We start from the raw sequence: 16995 nt of genomic DNA on the forward strand, positions 1-16995 counted from the left end.
GGCACCGTGCCCGAAGGCAGTGCGACGGTATTCACGCGGCCGACGGAACGCCCGCAGGGCTGGCTTGGCGTGGTGCATGCCGATCCGCAGGTGCCGGCCTTGCCCGAACTGATCGAGGATTTCGCCGAAGCGGCGGGTGCCTATCTGGTCGGCGGCCTGGTGGCAGCGCGTGGCCCGCGTCCGCAATGGGCCGGCAAGAGCATCGAAGGCGGCATGTCGGGTATCCTGTTCAGCGAAGCACAGCCGGTGATGACCAGCCTGACGCAAGGCTGCAGCCAGATCGGCGGTGTGCATGAGATCACGGCGGCCGATGGCAATGTGATCCTCGAACTCGATACCAAGCCGGCCTACGAAGTGCTGCGCGACAGTTTCGCCGTGCAGTCGCTCACCGATCTGCGCAAGCTCTCCAGCGGCCTGATGGTCGGCCTGCCGATCAGCGGCACGGATCGCCCGGATTACCTGGTGCGCAACATCATCGGCATCGATCCGCAGGCCGGTGGCATCGCCATCGGCGCGATGGTGGAAGAGGGCGACCAGGTCTTCTTCTGCCGCCGCGACATCGACTCCGCGGGCCGCGACATGGACCGCATGCTGGCCGACCTGAAGCGCCGCTGCGGCGACCGCATGCCGCGCGGCGCGCTGTGGTATTCCTGCATGGCGCGCTGCCAGGACCAGTTCGTGCAGTCGCCCAGCGAACTCGCCCGCATCCAGGCGGTGTTCCCCGACCTGCCGCTGGTCGGCATGTATTGCGGCGGCGAGATCGCGCAGTCGCGGCTCTATGGCTATACCGGCGTGCTGTCGCTGTTCCTCTAGGCGTCCAGCACGATGCGTCCCACCACTTCGCCGGCTTTCAGCTTCACCAGAGACTCATAGGCCTGCTCCAGCGGTGCGGCAGTGATCGGCAGCGGCGGCAGTTTCGTGGTCTGCGCCAGCGCCAGCAGTTCCTTCAGTTCGATCAGGCTGCCGACATAAGAGCCGCTGACCCGCACGCTTTTCATCACATGCAGGCCGATTGGCAGTGTCGCCGTGCCGCCGAGCAGGCCGACGGTGACCAGATGGCCGGCCTTGCGCAAGGCGCCGTAGGCGAAGTCGAAGCTGGAGGTTGAACCGGCAAAGTCGATGGCCGCCATCACGCCGCCGGTGGCTTTCAGCAATGATTTCAGCGCGCCGTCGGCCCGCGGATCGATGGCTTCCTTTGCGCCAAGCTGCAGCGCCATCTCGCGCTTGGCCGGATCGAGATCGGCCACAATGGGTGCCACGCCGGTTATGGCCTTTGCCAGCGCGACGCCATTCAGCCCGACGCCGCCGGCGCCGACGATCAGCAGGTTATGGTCGGGCTTGAGCGGGCCGATTTTCTTCAGCGCCGAATAGGCGGTCAGGCCGGAACAGGCATAGGTCGCGGCCAGCGCCGGATCGAGGCTGCCAATGTCGAGAAGATATTGCTCGTCGGGCACCAGCACATGGCTGGCATAACCGCCGTCGATGAAGATGCCGATGGATTTCTGCGCGCCGCCGCACAGATGCTCATTGCCGTCGCGGCAGGGCGGGCAGGTGCCGCAACCGATCCAAGGAAACACCAGTTTGCGCTGGCCGGCCCTGACTGTGGTCGCATCGGGACCGACCGCCGCCACCGTGCCGGTGATCTCATGGCCCGGCGTCAGCGGCAGGGCGGCGCCGCCGTTGGCTGCCACCACGCGCTTGCCGCCGCCCAGATCGAAGAAGCCTTCCCAGATATGCAGGTCGCTGTGGCAGACGCCGCATTTCTCGACGCGGACCAGAACCTCGCGACCCTTGGGCTGCGGCAGCGGCTTCTGATTCAGGGTCAGCGGCTTGCCGAATTCGGCCACCTGATAGCAGCGCAGCATGGGCGTTCCTCCTGTTGGAATGGGGGATCGTAAAAAGCGCGGCGGGCTGGTGTCCAGCCCTCAAACCGGTAAACTCCCGTGCGAAACAGGGAATCGCCGGGAGGGCCAATGCTCAAGCAGATGTTCGATCTAACGGGCCGGGTGGCGCTGATCACCGGTGCCTCGCGCGGCTTCGGTCTGGAATTCGCCAAGCTGTTCGCCGAGGCCGGCGCGCTGGTGATCCTGAATGGCCGCCATGCCGAGACGCTGCAGACCGCTGCCGATGTGGTGCGCAAGCATGGTCTGGTCGACATCGCCGCCTTTGACGTGGCCGACATTCCAGCCGGCATTGCCGCAATTGCCGCCATCGAAAAGACCCATGGCAGCCTCGACATCCTGGTCAACAATGCCGGCATGAATATCCGCAAGCCGCTGACCGACTACAAACTGGACGACTGGCGCCAGGTGCTGGAGGTCGATCTCACCGCTGCCTTTGCCCTGTCGCAGGCGGCCGGTCTTGGCATGGCGAAACGCGGCTATGGCCGCATCATCAATATCGGCTCGGTCATGTCGGTCTGGGGCCGCGCCGGCATTCCGGCCTATGCGGCGGCCAAGCATGGCATCCTTGGCATGACCAAAGCCTTCGCCGCCGAACTGGGTGTGAAGGGCGTCACCTGCAACGCCATCGCGCCGGGCTATTTCGAGACCGAGCTGAATGCCGAGCTGATGAAGAATGCGGACTTCGTGAAATACGTCACCGACCGCACGCCGCTGCGCCGCTGGGGCAAGCCCGATGAACTCGCCGGCGCCGCGCTGTTCCTGGCCTCGCCGGCCGGGTCTTACGTGAATGGCCATCTACTTACCGTCGACGGCGGCATGACCACCACGATGTAAACGCGCATGACAGCGGCCAGCAGCATCGGATTCATTCCGGCCTTCCCGGCGCGGCACGAACGCCGCCTGCCGCTGCTGCAACTGCTGAAAACGTTGCGCGAGAATGCCATCGGTACCTATACGCAGGATGCCTTCGAGCGCGACATCATCATCTATCGGCTTGGCTTCAAGCCGATGATCCTGGCCAATCACCCGAATCTGATCCGCCATGTCATGCTCGACAACGCGGCCAACTATGAGCGCGATCCGGTCGGCAAGCGGCTGCTGGAGCCCGGTCTGGGGAAGGGGTTGCTGACCAGCGAGGGTGCCGACTGGAAACGCCAGCGCCGCATGATGGCGCCGATCTTCCAGCCGCGCCGGCTTGCCGGCTTTGCCGCGATCATGACCGAGTATTCCGAGCGTCTGGCCGGCAAGCTGGCTGCGCTGCCGGCCACCTGCACGGTCGATATGGCCGAGCAGATGATGCTGCTGACATTGGATATCATTGCCCGCACCATGTTCGGCTCCGACGATGGCGCCGATGTTTCCGCCGTGGGTCCGGCGATGGACCGTTATCAGGCCACGGTGCGGCCGAATATCCCCGACCTGATCGGCCTGCCGCGCTGGGTGCCGCGCCCGGCCGCCGGCGAAGGCCAGCGCGCGCTGGCCGAAATGGATGCGATCATCAACGGCCTGATCCAGCGTCGCCGCGAGCGTAACGATCTCGGTAACGATCTGCTCGGGCTGCTGCTGGCGGCGCGCGATGACGAGACCGGAGCGGCACTGGACGACCGCGAAGTGCGCGACCAGATGGCGACCTTCTTCCTCGCCGGCCACGAAACCACCGCCACCGCGCTGGCCTGGACCTGGTATCTGCTCAGCCATGCGTCGGACGTCGAGGCTAAGCTGCATGCCGAACTCGACGGCCTGCTCGGTGGCCGCGCCGCCACCTATGCCGATTACGAGAGGCTGACCTATACGCGCATGGTGCTGGAAGAGGCGATGCGGCTCTATCCGCCAGCGCATACTACGGCGCGGCAGGCGATTGCCGAGGATCGCTTCGGTGAAATCGCCATTCCGCCCGGCACGATGGTGATCGTCTCGCCGTATATCATGCAGCGGCATCGGCTCTACTGGCGGAATCCGGATGTCTTCGACCCGGAGAATTTCGCACCGGAAAGGACCGCGCAGCGCCGGCGCTATACTTATCTGCCCTTTGGCGCCGGGCCGCGGATCTGCATCGGCCAGGGCTTTGCCATGATCGAGGCGGTGCTGATTCTCGCCACGCTGGCGCAAAAGCTGCGTGCGCGTCTCGTGCCCGGGACGAAAGTTGCACCGGTGGCAAAAATCACGCTGCGGCCTTCGCCGGGCCTGCCGATGACCATCCAGCCGCGTTGAGGAAAACGGAATGAGCGAAGACCTTTGCTATATGTCGGCTGCCGATCTGGTCGCCGCCTATCGCGCCGGAAAACTTTCGCCAGTGGAGGTGACGCAGGCCCTGCTCAAGCGCATCGCCGCAATCAATCCGAAGCTGAACGCCTACAATCTCGTGGATGAAGAGTCGGCCTTGCGCGACGCGAAGGCTTCCGAGGCGCGCTGGAAAGCCGGCAAGCCGCTCGGCCCCATCGACGGCGTACCGGCCTCGATCAAGGACATCATCCTGACCAAAGGCTGGCCGACGCTCCGCGGCTCGAAAACCGTCGATCCCAAGCAGGACTGGAACGAGGATGCGCCGGTGACAGCGCGGCTGCGCGAGGCCGGTTGCGTCATTCTTGGCAAGACCACCACGCCGGAATTCGGCTGGAAGGGCGTGACGGATTCGCCGCTGACCGGCATCACGCGCAATCCCTGGAACACCGATCTCACGCCGGGCGGCTCCTCGGGTGGCGCTTCAGCGCAAGTGGCAGCCGGACTGGGCCAGCTTGCGGTTGGTACCGATGGCGGCGGCTCGATCCGCATTCCGGCCGGCTTCACCGGCATTGCCGGGTTGAAGCCCAGTTTCGGCCGCGTGCCGGCGGCGCCGTTGAGCCCCTTCGGCACGGTGGCGCATCTTGGTCCGATGACGAAAACAGTCCGCGACGCGGCGCTGATGCTGAACGAGATGGCGAAGCCCGATGCGCGCGACTGGTTCGCGCTGCCCTATGATGACCGCGACTACACCGCGAACCTGAATGACGGCGTGAAGGGGCTGAAGATCGCTTACAGCCCGACACTGGGGTTTGCCAAAGTCGACCCGGAAATTCTGGCCGCAGTGGATGTGTCAGCAAAACAGTTTGCGGCTTTGGGCGCGACGGTCGAGCAGGTCGATCCCGGTTTTGCCGATCCCATCGAGATGTTCCATACCCACTGGTTCATGGGGGCCTTCAATGCGCTGATGGCGTTGCCGAAGGAGAAATTCGCCCAGATCGACCCGGGCCTGCAGCGCACCTTCGAGCGCGGCGCGGCGATCACCACGCGACAGTATATGGAGGCAGTGAATGCGCGCGGCAAACTCGGCGTGCAAATGCGGCAGTTCCACGAAAAGTATGACCTGCTGCTGACGCCCAGCCTCGCCGTGCTGCCGTTTACCGCCGGTCGCCTTGCGCCGGAGAATATGGGCGATGCCTACTGGACCGAGTGGACGCCCTTCACCTATCCCTTCAATCTGACGCAGCAGCCGGGCCTGTCGATCCCCTGCGGTTTCTCGAAATCCGGCCTGCCGATTTCATTGCAGCTGGTCGGCCCGATGCATGGCGATGCGCTGGTGCTGCGTGCCGGCGCCGCCTACGAGGCTGCCACCGACTGGCACAAGGCGAGACCGAAACTGTGACGCAGGCCGCCGCGCTCCTCACTGTTGGCGAAATGGCGGGTGCCGATCGCGCCGCCATCGCGCGCGGTGTGCCGAGCCTCGACCTGATGGAAGCCGCTGGTGCTGCTGTCGCGCGCATGGTGCAGCGGCATCATCCGAAAGGCGCCGTGCTGGTGCTCTGCGGTCCGGGCAACAACGGCGGCGACGGTTTTGTGGCGGCGCGGCTGCTGAAGGTGGCAGGGCGGGATGTCACGCTGGCGCTGTTCGGCGCGCGCGATGCCGTGAAGGGCGACGCCGCGGTGATGGCGCAACGCTGGAGCGGCGCGGTACGCGCTGCCACGCCTTTGCTGGTGATGCAGGCCGATGTGATCGTCGATGCGCTCTTTGGCGCGGGCCTGAGCCGCGACCTCGATGGCGCAGCGCTGGCGCTGGTCGATGCGGTCAACGAGTCCGGTGCGGCTGTTATCGCGGTCGATCTGCCCAGCGGCCTGCATGGCGACGATGGCCAGCCACGCGGGGCGGCGGCGATCCGTGCCACGCGTACGGTTACCTTCTTCCGGCCCAAGCCGGGTCATCTGCTGCTGCCGGGCCGGCTGCTCTGCGGCGAGCTTCACGTGGCCGAGATCGGCATTCCCGATGCGGTGGTGGCGGAAATCCGCCCGCTGCAATGGCGCAACGATCCGGCCTTGTGGAAGGCCGAACTGCCGCGTCTTCGTATTGATGGCCATAAATACCAGCGCGGCCATGTGTTGCTGCGCGGCGGCGACAAGCCGGGCGCGGCTTTGCTTGCCGGTCATGCGGCGCTGCGCATCGGCGCGGGACTGGCGACGCTGGCGCTGCCGCAGGAAGCGATGGCGCTGCCCGGCGGACCCGACGCGCTGATGCGCCAGCGCTGCGATGGTATTCCTGACTGGCGCGCCGCGCTGAAGGACGCGCGCCGCAATGCGCTGCTGCTCGGTCCCGGCAACGGCGCGGGCGCAGCAACCCGCCAGATGGTGCTGGATGCGCTGGCGACCAAGCGGCCGACCGTGCTGGATGCCGATGCGCTCACCGCATTCGCCGAGAATCCCAGAGCGCTGTTCGCCGCCATCAAAGGCCCGGTGGTGCTGACGCCGCATGACGGCGAATTCGCCCGGCTGTTCCCCGATCTCGGCATGCTGCCGAAACTGGCGCGCACGCGGGCGGCAGCGAAGATGAGCAATGCGGTGATCCTGCTGAAGGGTGCCGATACCGTCATTGCATCGCCGGACGGCCGCGCGGCGATCAACGCCAATGCGCCGCCCGATCTGGCCACTGCCGGTGCCGGCGATGTGCTGGCAGGTTTCGTCACCGGGCTGCTCGCGCAGGGCATGCCGGCCTTCGAAGCCGCCTGTGCAGCCACCTGGCTGCATGGCGAGGCGGCCAGAGAAGGAGGGGCGGGACTGATCGCCGACGACCTGCCGCTGCTGGTCAGGATGCCGCTGGCGCGGCTTCGGATGCAGCCAGGATAGGCTGCGCCTTTGCCAGCGCGGCGGTCAGGTTCGGCTGCAGCGCATCGGGCCCCAGCCGGTTCAGCAGTCCCATTTCGCGCAGCACCTGCAGGGGCTGCGGCTGTACGCGGGTGAGAAAGACCGCTGTGCCGCGCGCCCGGTTCTTCGCGATGAAACTGTCGAGCGCGTCGATGCCGCTGGCATCGATCAGCGGCACATTGCCCATGCGCAGGATGAAGACCCGTGGCGGTTTTTCGATACGGTCGAGGATATCGGCCAGCATGGCGGCGACGCCGAAGAAGAACGGTCCGCTGATCTCGAAGACCTCGACGCCTTTCGGGATGTCGATGGCCGCCAGCGCAGTCGCCCCCGCCTCGGTTTCGGCGCGTTCCGCCAGGTCGCGGCCGGCGATTGCGCTCACCTCGGTGGTCTGCACCAGACGGCGGATGAAGACCAGCGCGGCCAGCACGATACCCACTTCCAGCGCCACGGTGATATCGACCAGAACGGTCAGGATCAGGGTCGTTGCCAGCACCAGCTGGTCACCGCGGGGGGCATGCAGGAAATGCTTCAGCCGTTCGGCCTCACTCATATTCCAGGCCACCACGGCCAGGATGCCGGCCAGCGCGGCCAGTGGCACCATGCCCGCCAGCGGCGCCAGCAGCCACATGAAGACGAGCAGGAAAACGGCATGCAGCATGCCCGAGACAGGGGTCAGCGCGCCGGCCTTGATATTGGTGGCGGTGCGCGCCAGTGCGCCGGTCGCCGGCAGGCCGCCGAACAGTGCCGAGACGACATTGGCCACGCCCTGGCCGACCAGTTCGATATTCGAACGGTGGCGGCGGCCGGTCATACCGTCGGCGATCACACAGCTGAGCAGGCTTTCGATGCCAGCCAGCAGTGCGATGGTGACGGCGCTCGGCAGCAATTCGTACAGCCGGTGCAGCGTGATGCCTTTGGGCAGTTCGGGGAAAGGCAGCGTGTTGGGAATGGCGCCGAAGCGGCTTTCGATCGTGTCGATCGGCAGCTTGAGCAGATGCACCGCCAGCGTGGTCAGTACCACCGCGATCAGCATGCCGGGCCAGGCCGGCTTCCAGCGCCGCAGCGCGACGATCACCGCCACCGTGGCCAGTGCGATCGCCGTGCTGGCGGCGCTGAAGCTCGGTGCGGCTTTGGCATAGTCGCCCCATTTGGCGATGAAATCGGCCGGCACATGCTCCATCCGCAGGCCGAAGAAATCCTTGATCTGGGTCGAAAAGATGGTGATGGCGATGCCGGCGGTGAAGCCGGTCACCACCGGATAGGGGATGTATTTGATCAGGGTGCCAAGCTTGAATGCGCCGAGCAGCACCAGGATGGCGCCAGCCATCAGTGTCGAGATCACCAGCCCGTCAAAGCCGTGTTTCTCGATCACGCCATAGACAACGATAACGAAGGCGGCGGTCGGCCCACCGATCTGGTGCCGGCTGCCGCCCAGTGCGGAGATCAGGAAACCGGCGACGATGGCTGTGAAGAGGCCTTTGTCGGGCGTGGCGCCCGAGGCGATCGCGATGGCCATGGCAAGCGGCAGCGCAACGATGGCGACGGTGAGCCCGGCCAGCGTATCGCGACGCAGGCTGCCGAGGCCGTAGCCTTCGCGCAGACAGGTCAGCAATTTGGGTACGAACATTGTTACGGCTGCCCCTGGGGGAGGGAAGGGGAGATGGGGTATTATAATACCGCAACCCGGCTTTGGCTATGGAAAAATGCGTCCGGTTATGTATTGCGAAGGATTTGCATTAACCCTGACTCTCATCGCATGTTGCTGTATTGTTCTTTATACGATTTGTGTTTCACGGCAGGTTTCACGGAATAAGCAAAAATAAGACTCGTATAAGCATGCAATAAGCCGGAACAAGCACTGGATATAGGGTCCCGATAAGCCACCCCAAGCCTGCTTCAGGGTCGGATAAGCTGCTGATTAGACTAGTTAAAGCCATTCGGCGCCACGATCTGGCCTTTGAATCGATTGTATTCCGGTCGCACGGCCTGATCTGGATCGGCCCGCCCCGTTAACCTTCAGTAGAGTTTGCCGGTGTAAGGACAATCTGCCCCGTTTTGTCTCCCGTCTTGCTGCCGGGGCCAGGAGTTTCGGATGATCCGCGTCTTCATCGGCTACAGCCGCTCGGCCCCGGTGGCCTCCAGCGTGGCCGCCCTCAGCATCAACCGCCGCGCCTCGCAGCCGGTGGCAATCACGCATCTGGTGCTCAACCAACTGGCCGGCATCTACACCCGCCCGCATCACGAGCTGCAGTCGACCGACTTTTCCTTCTCGCGCTTCCTGACGCCGTATCTGGCCGGTTTCGACGGCTGGGCAATCTTCATGGACGACGACATGCTCGTTCTGGACGACATCGCGAAGCTGTGGGCGCTGCGCGACGAGCGCTATGCCGTCCAGGTGGTCAAGCACAATCATATCCCGAAGGAAGATGTGAAATTCCTGGGCAAGGCGCAGACCAGATACGAGAAGAAAAACTGGTCCAGCGTCATGCTGTTCAACTGCGCGAAATGCACCGCGCTGACCCCGGATTACGTCAATTCCGCCACCGGGCTGGAACTGCACCAGTTCAAATGGCTGGGAAACGATGGGCTGATCGGTGAAATCCCGCATCGCTGGAACCACCTGGCCGACTACGACCCCCATGAAAAGGACGTCGCCATCGTGCATTACACGATCGGCGGGCCGTTCTATGACGACTTCAAGGATTGCTCCTACAGCAAGGAGTGGCTGGACGAGCGCCAGCAGATGCTGCACTGCGACCAGAGTAAGGGGAAAAAGCCCGCCAGGACGGGCACTTAACGGTCAAGCTGGGGTGGGCCGGAAAACCGGCCAAAAGCCTCGCGCCGCCGTTTTGCCCGTGCTATAGACTGCGGCCTTCGCGCCGGCCCCGGTGCGGGCAAGCGGGCGTGGTGGAACTGGTAGACACGCAGGATTTAGGTTCCTGTGCCGCAAGGCGTGTGGGTTCAAGTCCCTCCGCCCGCACCAGCTTCTCCCGAGGCTGACTTACAGGGCGGCGACATCGGAATTCTAAGGACAGAGACAGGTAATTCGGTCATGCAGATCACGGAAATCAGCGCCTCGGGCCTGAAGCGCGAATACAAGGTCGTCATCAACGCCGCCGCGCTGGAAAGCACCGTCAACGAGAAGCTCGAAGCCGTCCGCGGCCAGGTGAACATGCCGGGCTTCCGCCCGGGCAAGGCGCCGGCCGCGCTGGTCAAGAAGCAGTATGGTCGCGCGCTGCTCGGCGAGGCGATGGAAGAGTCGGTGAACTCGGCCCTGCAGAAGACCCTGGAAGACAACAAGCTGCGTCCCGCCATGCAGCCCAAGGTCGACATCCAGACCTTCGAAGAGGGCAAGGATTTCGAATGCACCATCGCGGTCGAAGTGCTGCCCGAAATCATCCCGGGCGACTTCAAGCAGATCAAGCTGGAGCGTCTGGTCGTTGAGCCGAACGACACCGAGGTCGACGAATTCATGACCCGCCTGTCGGATCAGCAGAAGACCTACGAGAAGGCCGACAAGGTGTCCGAAAAGGGCGACCAGGTCGTGATCGACTTCTCGGGCAGCGTCGACGGCGTGAAGTTCGATGGCGGCACCGCCACCGACTATCCGCTGGTGCTGGGCTCCAACAGCTTCATTCCCGGTTTCGAGGATCAGCTGGTTGGCATGAAGGTCGGCGAGCAGAAGATCGTCAAGGTCACCTTCCCGGAGGCCTATGGCAACAGCGACCTGGCAGGCAAGCCGGCCGATTTCGACTGCACGATGAAGGAAGTGCGCGCCGCCGGCGCCGTCACCATCGACGACGAATTCGCCAAGCGCTTCGGCCTGCAGTCGCTGCAGGAGCTGAAGGACAACATCAAGCGCGACCTTGGTTCGGAATATAAGAACCTCTCGCGCATGAAGATGAAGCGCAGCCTGCTCGACCAGCTGTCGGACCAGCACAGCTTNNAAGGCCGAGTACAAGAAGATCGCCGAGCGTCGCATCCGGCTTGGCCTGCTGCTGTCGGAAGTCGGCCGCATCAACAATATCGAAGTGAAGTCGGAAGAAATCACCCGCGCCATGGTCGAGCAGGCCCGCCGCTTCCCCGGCCAGGAGCGTCAGGTGATGGAATACTTCCAGAAGAACCCGGAAGCAGCCCAAAGCCTGCGCGCGCCGATCTTCGAGGACAAGGTGGTCGACTTCATCGTCGAGATGGCCAGCGTCACCGACAAGACCGTGACCAAGGAAGAGCTGCAGAAGGAAGTCGAAGCGGTTTCGTAATCACCTCGCTCTCTGCGGACTGAAATCAACGCCGGGGTTCACGCCCCGGCGTTTTTCATTCCACCATGCGCCACAGTTCCGGATACAGCCTGGCAAAGCCGTTGGGGGCGATCTCCAGCACGGCTTCGTAAGGCCCCTGCGGCGAGGCGTAGCGGTAGGCCTCGCCGTCCAGGCAGGCGTAATGCTGCGGCAGTTCGATCAGGCTGGTCTGCTTCAGGTCGAACCACACGACCGGAATATCGGCCGTCTGGCCCGGCTGCAGACTTACCCGGCGCAGCTGCTGCAGGTTGGTCGCCGGCGTGAAGCCGAAATCGAGATCGACCAGATGGGCGAGGCCGTGGTTGTGTCCGTCCAGATGCCAGCCATCCTCGCGGCGCTCGATCACATGGTCGAATGGCTGCCCGGCCAGCCAGCCCTGTACGCGGCCGCGGCGGCTCTGCCAGTCGGCGCCGATCTCCACGCCGTAGCTGACCCGTGCGGGGCCATCGTCGTGACGGAAAACCGTCGTGCCGTGCAGCAGCCAGCCACCGTCGGCGCCATTGCGCTCCAGGACAGCCGAGTCATGGCCGGCGGTGTACAGGCATTCCCAGAAGGCGAGTTCGGGCATGGCTTCCTCCGATCAGATGCGATCGGAACCGGCGGTGCCGACGCAGGTTCCAGCCCCCCACCCATTGAAGGAAGCACAGGTCTGCGCCACATTACGGCAGCAACATTCCTCGTATTTCAGGGTACCCCCATGGAAAAGATGGTCGACACATACATGAACATGCTGGTGCCGATGGTGGTCGAGCAGACCAATCGGGGCGAGCGCTCGTATGACATCTATTCCCGGCTGCTGAAGGAGCGGATCATCTTCATGGTCGGCCCGGTCAATGACGTGGTCGCCTCCGTGGTGACCGCGCAATTGCTGTTCCTGGAAGCCGAGAATCCGGACAAGGAAATCTCGCTCTATATCAACAGCCCAGGCGGGCTGGTGACGGCGGGCATGGCGATCTACGACACCATGCAGTATGTCCGCCCCAAGATCGCCACGCTGTGCATCGGCCAGGCAGCTTCGATGGGCTCGCTGCTGCTCGCCGCTGGCGAGAAGGGCAAGCGCTTCGTACTGCCCAATGCGCGAATCATGGTCCACCAGCCGTCCGGCGGCTTCCAGGGCCAGGCCGCCGATATCGAGATCCATGCCAAGGAAATCCTCGATATGCGCGCCCGCCTGAACGGTCTCTATGCCAAGCATACCGGCCAGAGCATGGACAAGATCGAGGCCGCCATGGAGCGTGACCGGTTCCTGACCCCGACCGAAGCCAGGGAATTCGGCCTGGTCGACGAGGTGGTCGAGCGCCGCCCGGAACCGGCTAAGAAATAAGGCCGCCCGCCGCCTCGGCGAAATAAGCCGGAACGCCGGCCTGGGGGAGACGTTTTACCCCCTCACCGGGTTGCCGGCCGATCGTCTTGCCAGACCGCCCTTAAGCGTTAAATCATGGTTATGTGACCAGATTCCCGGACCTTAGGGTCGGGTCGGTGGGGCATCTCCGTTGTGCCGGGCGTCAGGCTTCCTTATGATGACGATTCGATGGATTAGGGCCCCGCGTCGCCCGGCGCCGGCCCGCTCAGTGGAGCAGGTATGACCAAATTGAGCGGCAGTGATTCCAAAAATACGCTGTACTGCTCGTTCTGCGGTAAGAGCCAGCACGAGGTGCGCAAGCTGATCGCCGGTCCGACGGTGTTCATCTGCGACGAGTGCGTTGAGCTCTGCATGGATATCATCCGCGAGGAGCATAAGTCGGCCCTGGTGAAGACCCGGGATGGCGTGCCGACCCCGCAGGAGATCAGCCGCGTCCTGGACGATTATGTAATCGGTCAGAGCCACGCCAAGAAGGTTCTGTCGGTAGCGGTGCACAACCACTACAAGCGCATCGGCCAGGGCGGCAAGAACAACGAAGTCGAACTCGCCAAGTCGAACATCCTGTTGGTCGGCCCGACCGGTTGCGGCAAGACGCTGCTGGCGCAGACGCTGGCCCGCATCCTGGAAGTGCCTTTCACGATGGCCGATGCCACCACGCTGACCGAAGCCGGTTACGTGGGCGAGGACGTCGAGAACATCATTCTCAAGCTGCTGCAGTCGGCCGACTACAATGTCGAGCGTGCGCAGCGCGGCATCGTCTATATCGACGAAGTCGACAAGATCAGCCGTAAGTCCGACAATCCGTCGATCACCCGCGATGTGTCGGGCGAAGGCGTGCAGCAGGCGCTGCTGAAGATCATGGAAGGCACTGTTGCCAGCGTTCCGCCGCAGGGCGGTCGCAAGCATCCCCAGCAGGAATTCCTGCAGGTGGACACCACCAACATCCTGTTCATCTGCGGCGGCGCCTTTGCCGGCCTGGAGAAGATCATTGCCGGTCGCGGCAAAGGCACCTCGATGGGCTTCGGCGCCGAAGTGCGTGGTCCCGATGAGCGCCGCGCGGGTGAAATCCTGTCGGAAGTCGAACCGGACGATCTGCTGAAATTCGGCCTGATCCCGGAATTCATCGGCCGCCTGCCAGTGATCGCCACGCTGAACGACCTGGATGAAGCCGCTCTGGTCGACATTCTGACCAAGCCGAAGAATGCACTGATCAAGCAGTATCAGCGCCTGTTCGAGATGGAAGACGTCAAGCTGACCTTCTCGGACGAGGCGGTGGCTGGCGTCGCCCGCAAGGCGATCGCGCGCAAGACCGGCGCGCGCGGCCTGCGTTCGATCCTGGAAGCCATCCTGCTCGATCCGATGTTCGATCTGCCCAACATGAACGGCGTCGAGGAAGTGGTGATCTCGCCCGACGTGGTCGAGGGGCGCGCCAAGCCGCTGCTGATCTACGCAGATCGCAAGCAGGAAGACGTCAGCGCCTGATCGCGGGCGCACGGGTTTGTGAAATTTTTTACGGGCCGCACTCCAAAGGGGCGGCCCGAAATCTTCGAGCGGCGGAAAAGCTTCGTTAAGTCCGTACCGTAGGGCAGGACGCCTGCACTGTTGCCCGGTTAACCCAACGGCATGGCTTCGCTGAGTGCGGTCTCGAATGCCGGTGCATGTCTGCCGCAAACGTCAAACAGTGCCACTTCCGGTACGCCTTGCGTGAGGCCGGCAGCGTAGCCTGTGAACGACTCGGTGACCGTCGTCACGATGTTCCCGCCGGGGTGTGGAAAAACCGCCCGTGCCTTGACGGACCTTGTTGGAATTCCCATGTTAATCGCAGTCAGGCGGCACAAAAGGACGCCTCCGCGGACCCGACTTGGTCTTGCCGCCCTCCAGGATGAAGCCACGCATGTTCACATCACCCCGCGCCCAAGTTTTCCCGGTCCTGCCGCTGCGGGACATCGTCGTATTCCCGCACATGATCGTGCCGCTCTTTGTCGGTCGCGAGAAGTCGGTGCGGGCGCTCGAGGATGTCATGAAGGACGATAAGCAGATCCTGCTGGTCGCCCAGAAGAATGCCGGTCAGGACAATCCGAACCCGGAAGACATCCACAGCGTCGGCACGATTGCGTCGGTGCTGCAACTGCTGCGCCTGCCGGACGGCACCGTGAAGGTGCTGGTCGAGGGCAGCCAGCGCGCGAAGATCGTCAAGTTCAACGAGAACGCCGAATTCTTCCAGGTTCAGGCCGAGGTCATTTCAGATGACTCCGGCGAGGGCCGTGAGACCGAGGCGCTGTCGCGTTCGGTGATCAACCAGTTCGAACAGTATGTGAAGCTGAACCGGAAGATCCCGCCCGAAGTGCTGGTGTCGCTCAACCAGATCGACGATGCCTCGAAGCTGGCCGACACGGTCGCTTCGCATCTCACGATCAAGATCAGCGACAAGCAGGAACTGCTGGAGATCGCCAGCGTGGTGGAACGTCTTGAGCGCGTTTACGCCATGATGGAAGGCGAGATCGGCGTGCTGCAGGTCGAGAAGAAGATCCGCTCGCGTGTGAAGCGCCAGATGGAGAAGACCCAGCGCGAGTATTACCTCAACGAACAGCTCAAGGCGATCCAGAAGGAGCTGGGCGAAGGTGAGGACGGCCGCGACGAAGTGGCCGAGATCGAGTTGCGCATCAAGAAGACGCGCCTCAGCAAGGAAGCCCGTGAAAAGGCGATGGCCGAGGTGAAGAAGCTGCGCTCGATGAGCCCGATGTCGGCCGAAGCGACCGTCATCCGAAACTACCTCGACTGGATGCTGTCGATCCCGTGGGGCAAGCGCAGCAAGATCAAGAAAGACATCAAGAACGCCGAGAAGGTGCTGAACGATGACCATTACGGTCTGGAGAAGGTCAAGGAGCGCATCCTTGAGTATCTCGCCGTGCAGCAGCGCTCGGGCAAGCTGAAGGGCCCGATCCTGTGCCTCGTCGGCCCGCCCGGCGTCGGCAAGACCTCACTCGGCAAGTCGATCGCGAGATCGACCGGCCGCAACTTCGTGCGCGTGTCGCTTGGCGGCGTGCGGGACGAAGCCGAAATCCGCGGCCATCGCCGCACCTACATCGGCTCGATGCCCGGCAAGGTCGTGCAGTCGATGAAAAAGGCGAAGGCCAATAATCCGCTCTTCCTGTTCGACGAAATCGACAAGATGGGTCAGGACTTCCGCGGCGATCCGTCTTCGGCGCTGCTGGAAGTGCTCGACCCCGAGCAGAACAGCACCTTCAGCGATCATTACCTGGAGGTCGATTACGATCTTTCGGACGTGATGTTCATCTGCACTGCCAACAGCCTGCGCATGCCGCAGCCGCTGCTGGACCGCATGGAGATCATCCGCATCCCCGGTTACACCGAGGATGAGAAGATTGAAATCTGCAAGCGCCACCTGATCGACAAGCAGATCGAAGCCGCTGGCCTGAAGAAGGGCGAGTGGTCAATCACCGACGATGCGCTGCGCGACCTGGTCCGCTATTACACCCGCGAAGCCGGCGTGCGTTCGATGGAGCGCGAGCTGGCCAACCTGACCCGCAAGGCGGTGAAGGAAATCCTGTCGAAGGGCGTGAAGTCGATCAAGGTGACGTCGAAGAACCTCGACAAGTATGCCGGCGTGCGGCGGCATAGCTACGGCGAGGCCGAACTGGAAGATCTGGTCGGCACCGTCACCGGCCTGGCCTGGACCGAGGTGGGCGGCGAACTGCTGACCATCGAATCCGTGATGCTGCCCGGCAAGGGACGCATGACGATCACGGGCAAGCTGGGCGAGGTGATGCAGGAGTCGGTGCAGGCTGCCCGGTCCTATGTCCGTGCCCGTGCCGTGGCCTTTGGTGTGAAGCCGCCGGTCTTCGACAAGCGCGACATCCACGTCCACGTCCCGGAGGGCGCCACCCCTAAGGACGGTCCCTCGGCCGGTATCGCCATGGTGACCTCCATCGTCTCGGTGCTGACCGGCATTCCTGTCCGCAAGGACGTCGCGATGACCGGGGAAGTGACCCTGCGCGGTCGCGTGCTGCCGATCGGCGGCCTGAAGGAGAAGCTGCTGGCCGCCCACCGGGGCGGCATCAAGAAGGTGCTGATCCCGAAGGATAATGAGAAGGACCTGGTCGAGATCCCCGACAATGTGAAAAAGGGGCTCGAAATCGTCCCGGTTTCTACCTGCGAGGAGGTGCTGAAACACGCCCTGGTCGCGGAATTGAAACCAATTGAGTGGAGCGACGTTGACGATCTCAGCAAGCCCGCCGTGGTCGAGCCTGAAAAGGAAGGCGACCGCGAGGGTGTGGTCAAACACTGACCGTGATCA

General features: G+C 63.6%; 13 protein-coding genes, 1 tRNA gene and 1 pseudogene (1 of these 15 cut by a window edge). 12 read left to right on the forward strand and 3 right to left on the reverse strand.

Features of this window, described 5'->3' with window-relative positions; translation table 11 throughout:
- Positions 1-813, forward strand: the 3' portion of a protein-coding gene (locus CTR53_RS11680; protein ID WP_290813215.1) for an FIST C-terminal domain-containing protein. It extends 12 nt beyond the left edge of the window; 813 of the gene's 825 nt are visible here — the last part of the coding sequence; its start codon lies off the left edge, out of view; its stop codon occupies positions 811-813.
- On the opposite strand, the gene CTR53_RS11685 is transcribed toward CTR53_RS11680, so the two are convergent.
- The gene (locus tag CTR53_RS11685) at positions 810-1865 is read right to left on the reverse strand and encodes an alcohol dehydrogenase (protein WP_290813218.1); all 1056 of its coding nucleotides are present in this window, start codon (positions 1863-1865) and stop codon (positions 810-812) included. The two genes, CTR53_RS11680 and CTR53_RS11685, sit on opposite strands and share 4 nt — an antisense overlap.
- 108 nt (positions 1866-1973) lie before the next feature.
- Between CTR53_RS11685 and CTR53_RS11690 the strand changes: the two genes are divergently transcribed.
- From CTR53_RS11690 to CTR53_RS11705, 4 genes are read left to right on the forward strand one after another with little or no spacing between them, the layout of a single operon-like run.
- The gene (locus CTR53_RS11690; RefSeq protein ID WP_290813221.1) at positions 1974-2738 is read left to right on the forward strand and encodes an SDR family oxidoreductase; all 765 of its coding nucleotides are present in this window, start codon (positions 1974-1976) and stop codon (positions 2736-2738) included.
- Between the two features lie 6 nt (positions 2739-2744).
- A complete protein-coding gene (locus CTR53_RS11695; protein WP_290813224.1) occupies positions 2745-4115 on the forward strand; it encodes a cytochrome P450 in 1371 nt (456 codons plus the stop codon).
- Between the two features lie 10 nt (positions 4116-4125).
- On the forward strand, positions 4126-5526 hold the full coding sequence (locus tag CTR53_RS11700; protein ID WP_290813227.1) for an amidase: 1401 nt from the start codon (positions 4126-4128) through the stop codon (positions 5524-5526).
- Complete coding sequence (locus CTR53_RS11705) at positions 5523-6995, forward strand: NAD(P)H-hydrate dehydratase (protein ID WP_367158969.1); 1473 nt, start codon at positions 5523-5525, stop codon at positions 6993-6995. Before CTR53_RS11700 ends, CTR53_RS11705 begins: the two co-directional genes overlap by 4 nt.
- Here CTR53_RS11705 and CTR53_RS11710 read toward each other — a convergent pair.
- Positions 6955-8643: a SulP family inorganic anion transporter gene (locus CTR53_RS11710; RefSeq protein WP_290813230.1), complete on the reverse strand. Its 1689-nt coding sequence runs from the start codon at positions 8641-8643 to the stop codon at positions 6955-6957. The two genes, CTR53_RS11705 and CTR53_RS11710, sit on opposite strands and share 41 nt — an antisense overlap.
- A 465-nt stretch (positions 8644-9108) precedes the next feature.
- On the opposite strand from CTR53_RS11710, the gene CTR53_RS11715 reads away from it, so the two are divergent.
- The 4 genes and pseudogenes from CTR53_RS11715 (at position 9109) to CTR53_RS11730 (ending at position 11275) form a co-directional block, all read left to right on the forward strand.
- Positions 9109-9813, forward strand: a complete 705-nt coding sequence (locus CTR53_RS11715) for a hypothetical protein (RefSeq protein WP_290813233.1) — start codon at positions 9109-9111, stop codon at positions 9811-9813.
- Positions 9814-9914: 101 nt separating this feature from the next.
- A tRNA-Leu gene (locus tag CTR53_RS11720) sits at positions 9915-9999 on the forward strand.
- 69 nt (positions 10000-10068) lie between these two features.
- Positions 10069-10896, forward strand: a pseudogene (gene tig / locus CTR53_RS11725) (trigger factor); the annotation flags it as partial.
- Between the two features lie 112 nt (positions 10897-11008).
- On the forward strand, positions 11009-11275 hold the full coding sequence (locus CTR53_RS11730; RefSeq protein WP_290813317.1) for a hypothetical protein: 267 nt from the start codon (positions 11009-11011) through the stop codon (positions 11273-11275).
- A gap of 55 nt (positions 11276-11330) precedes the next feature.
- On the opposite strand, the gene CTR53_RS11735 is transcribed toward CTR53_RS11730, so the two are convergent.
- Positions 11331-11882, reverse strand: coding sequence for a putative glycolipid-binding domain-containing protein (locus CTR53_RS11735; RefSeq protein ID WP_290813236.1), 552 nt, complete (start codon positions 11880-11882; stop codon positions 11331-11333).
- Between the two features lie 129 nt (positions 11883-12011).
- Between CTR53_RS11735 and clpP the strand changes: the two genes are divergently transcribed.
- The 3 genes from clpP (at position 12012) to lon (ending at position 16986) form a co-directional block, all read left to right on the forward strand.
- Complete coding sequence (gene clpP / locus CTR53_RS11740; RefSeq protein ID WP_290813238.1) at positions 12012-12638, forward strand: ATP-dependent Clp endopeptidase proteolytic subunit ClpP; 627 nt, start codon at positions 12012-12014, stop codon at positions 12636-12638.
- 258 nt (positions 12639-12896) lie between these two features.
- The gene (clpX, locus tag CTR53_RS11745; RefSeq protein ID WP_290813240.1) at positions 12897-14159 is read left to right on the forward strand and encodes an ATP-dependent Clp protease ATP-binding subunit ClpX; all 1263 of its coding nucleotides are present in this window, start codon (positions 12897-12899) and stop codon (positions 14157-14159) included.
- A gap of 412 nt (positions 14160-14571) precedes the next feature.
- Positions 14572-16986, forward strand: a complete 2415-nt coding sequence (gene lon / locus CTR53_RS11750) for an endopeptidase La (RefSeq protein WP_290813241.1) — start codon at positions 14572-14574, stop codon at positions 16984-16986.
- Positions 16987-16995: the final 9 nt, after the last annotated feature.

Source organism: Ferrovibrio sp. (genome assembly GCF_002796975.1).
Lineage (GTDB): Bacteria > Pseudomonadota > Alphaproteobacteria > Ferrovibrionales > Ferrovibrionaceae > Ferrovibrio.

Coding starts and splice junctions, on each gene's coding strand:
- clpX (WP_290813240.1), top strand. CDS start 12,897: ATGACCAAATTGAGCGGCAGTGATTCCAAAAATACGCTGTACTGCTCG.
- CTR53_RS11690 (WP_290813221.1), top strand. CDS start 1,974: ATGCTCAAGCAGATGTTCGATCTAACGGGCCGGGTGGCGCTGATCACC.
- lon (WP_290813241.1), top strand. CDS start 14,572: ATGTTCACATCACCCCGCGCCCAAGTTTTCCCGGTCCTGCCGCTGCGG.
- CTR53_RS11715 (WP_290813233.1), top strand. CDS start 9,109: ATGATCCGCGTCTTCATCGGCTACAGCCGCTCGGCCCCGGTGGCCTCC.
- clpP (WP_290813238.1), top strand. CDS start 12,012: ATGGAAAAGATGGTCGACACATACATGAACATGCTGGTGCCGATGGTG.
- CTR53_RS11700 (WP_290813227.1), top strand. CDS start 4,126: ATGAGCGAAGACCTTTGCTATATGTCGGCTGCCGATCTGGTCGCCGCC.
- CTR53_RS11685 (WP_290813218.1), bottom strand. CDS start 1,865: ATGCTGCGCTGCTATCAGGTGGCCGAATTCGGCAAGCCGCTGACCCTG.
- CTR53_RS11710 (WP_290813230.1), bottom strand. CDS start 8,643: ATGTTCGTACCCAAATTGCTGACCTGTCTGCGCGAAGGCTACGGCCTC.
- CTR53_RS11695 (WP_290813224.1), top strand. CDS start 2,745: ATGACAGCGGCCAGCAGCATCGGATTCATTCCGGCCTTCCCGGCGCGG.
- CTR53_RS11735 (WP_290813236.1), bottom strand. CDS start 11,882: ATGCCCGAACTCGCCTTCTGGGAATGCCTGTACACCGCCGGCCATGAC.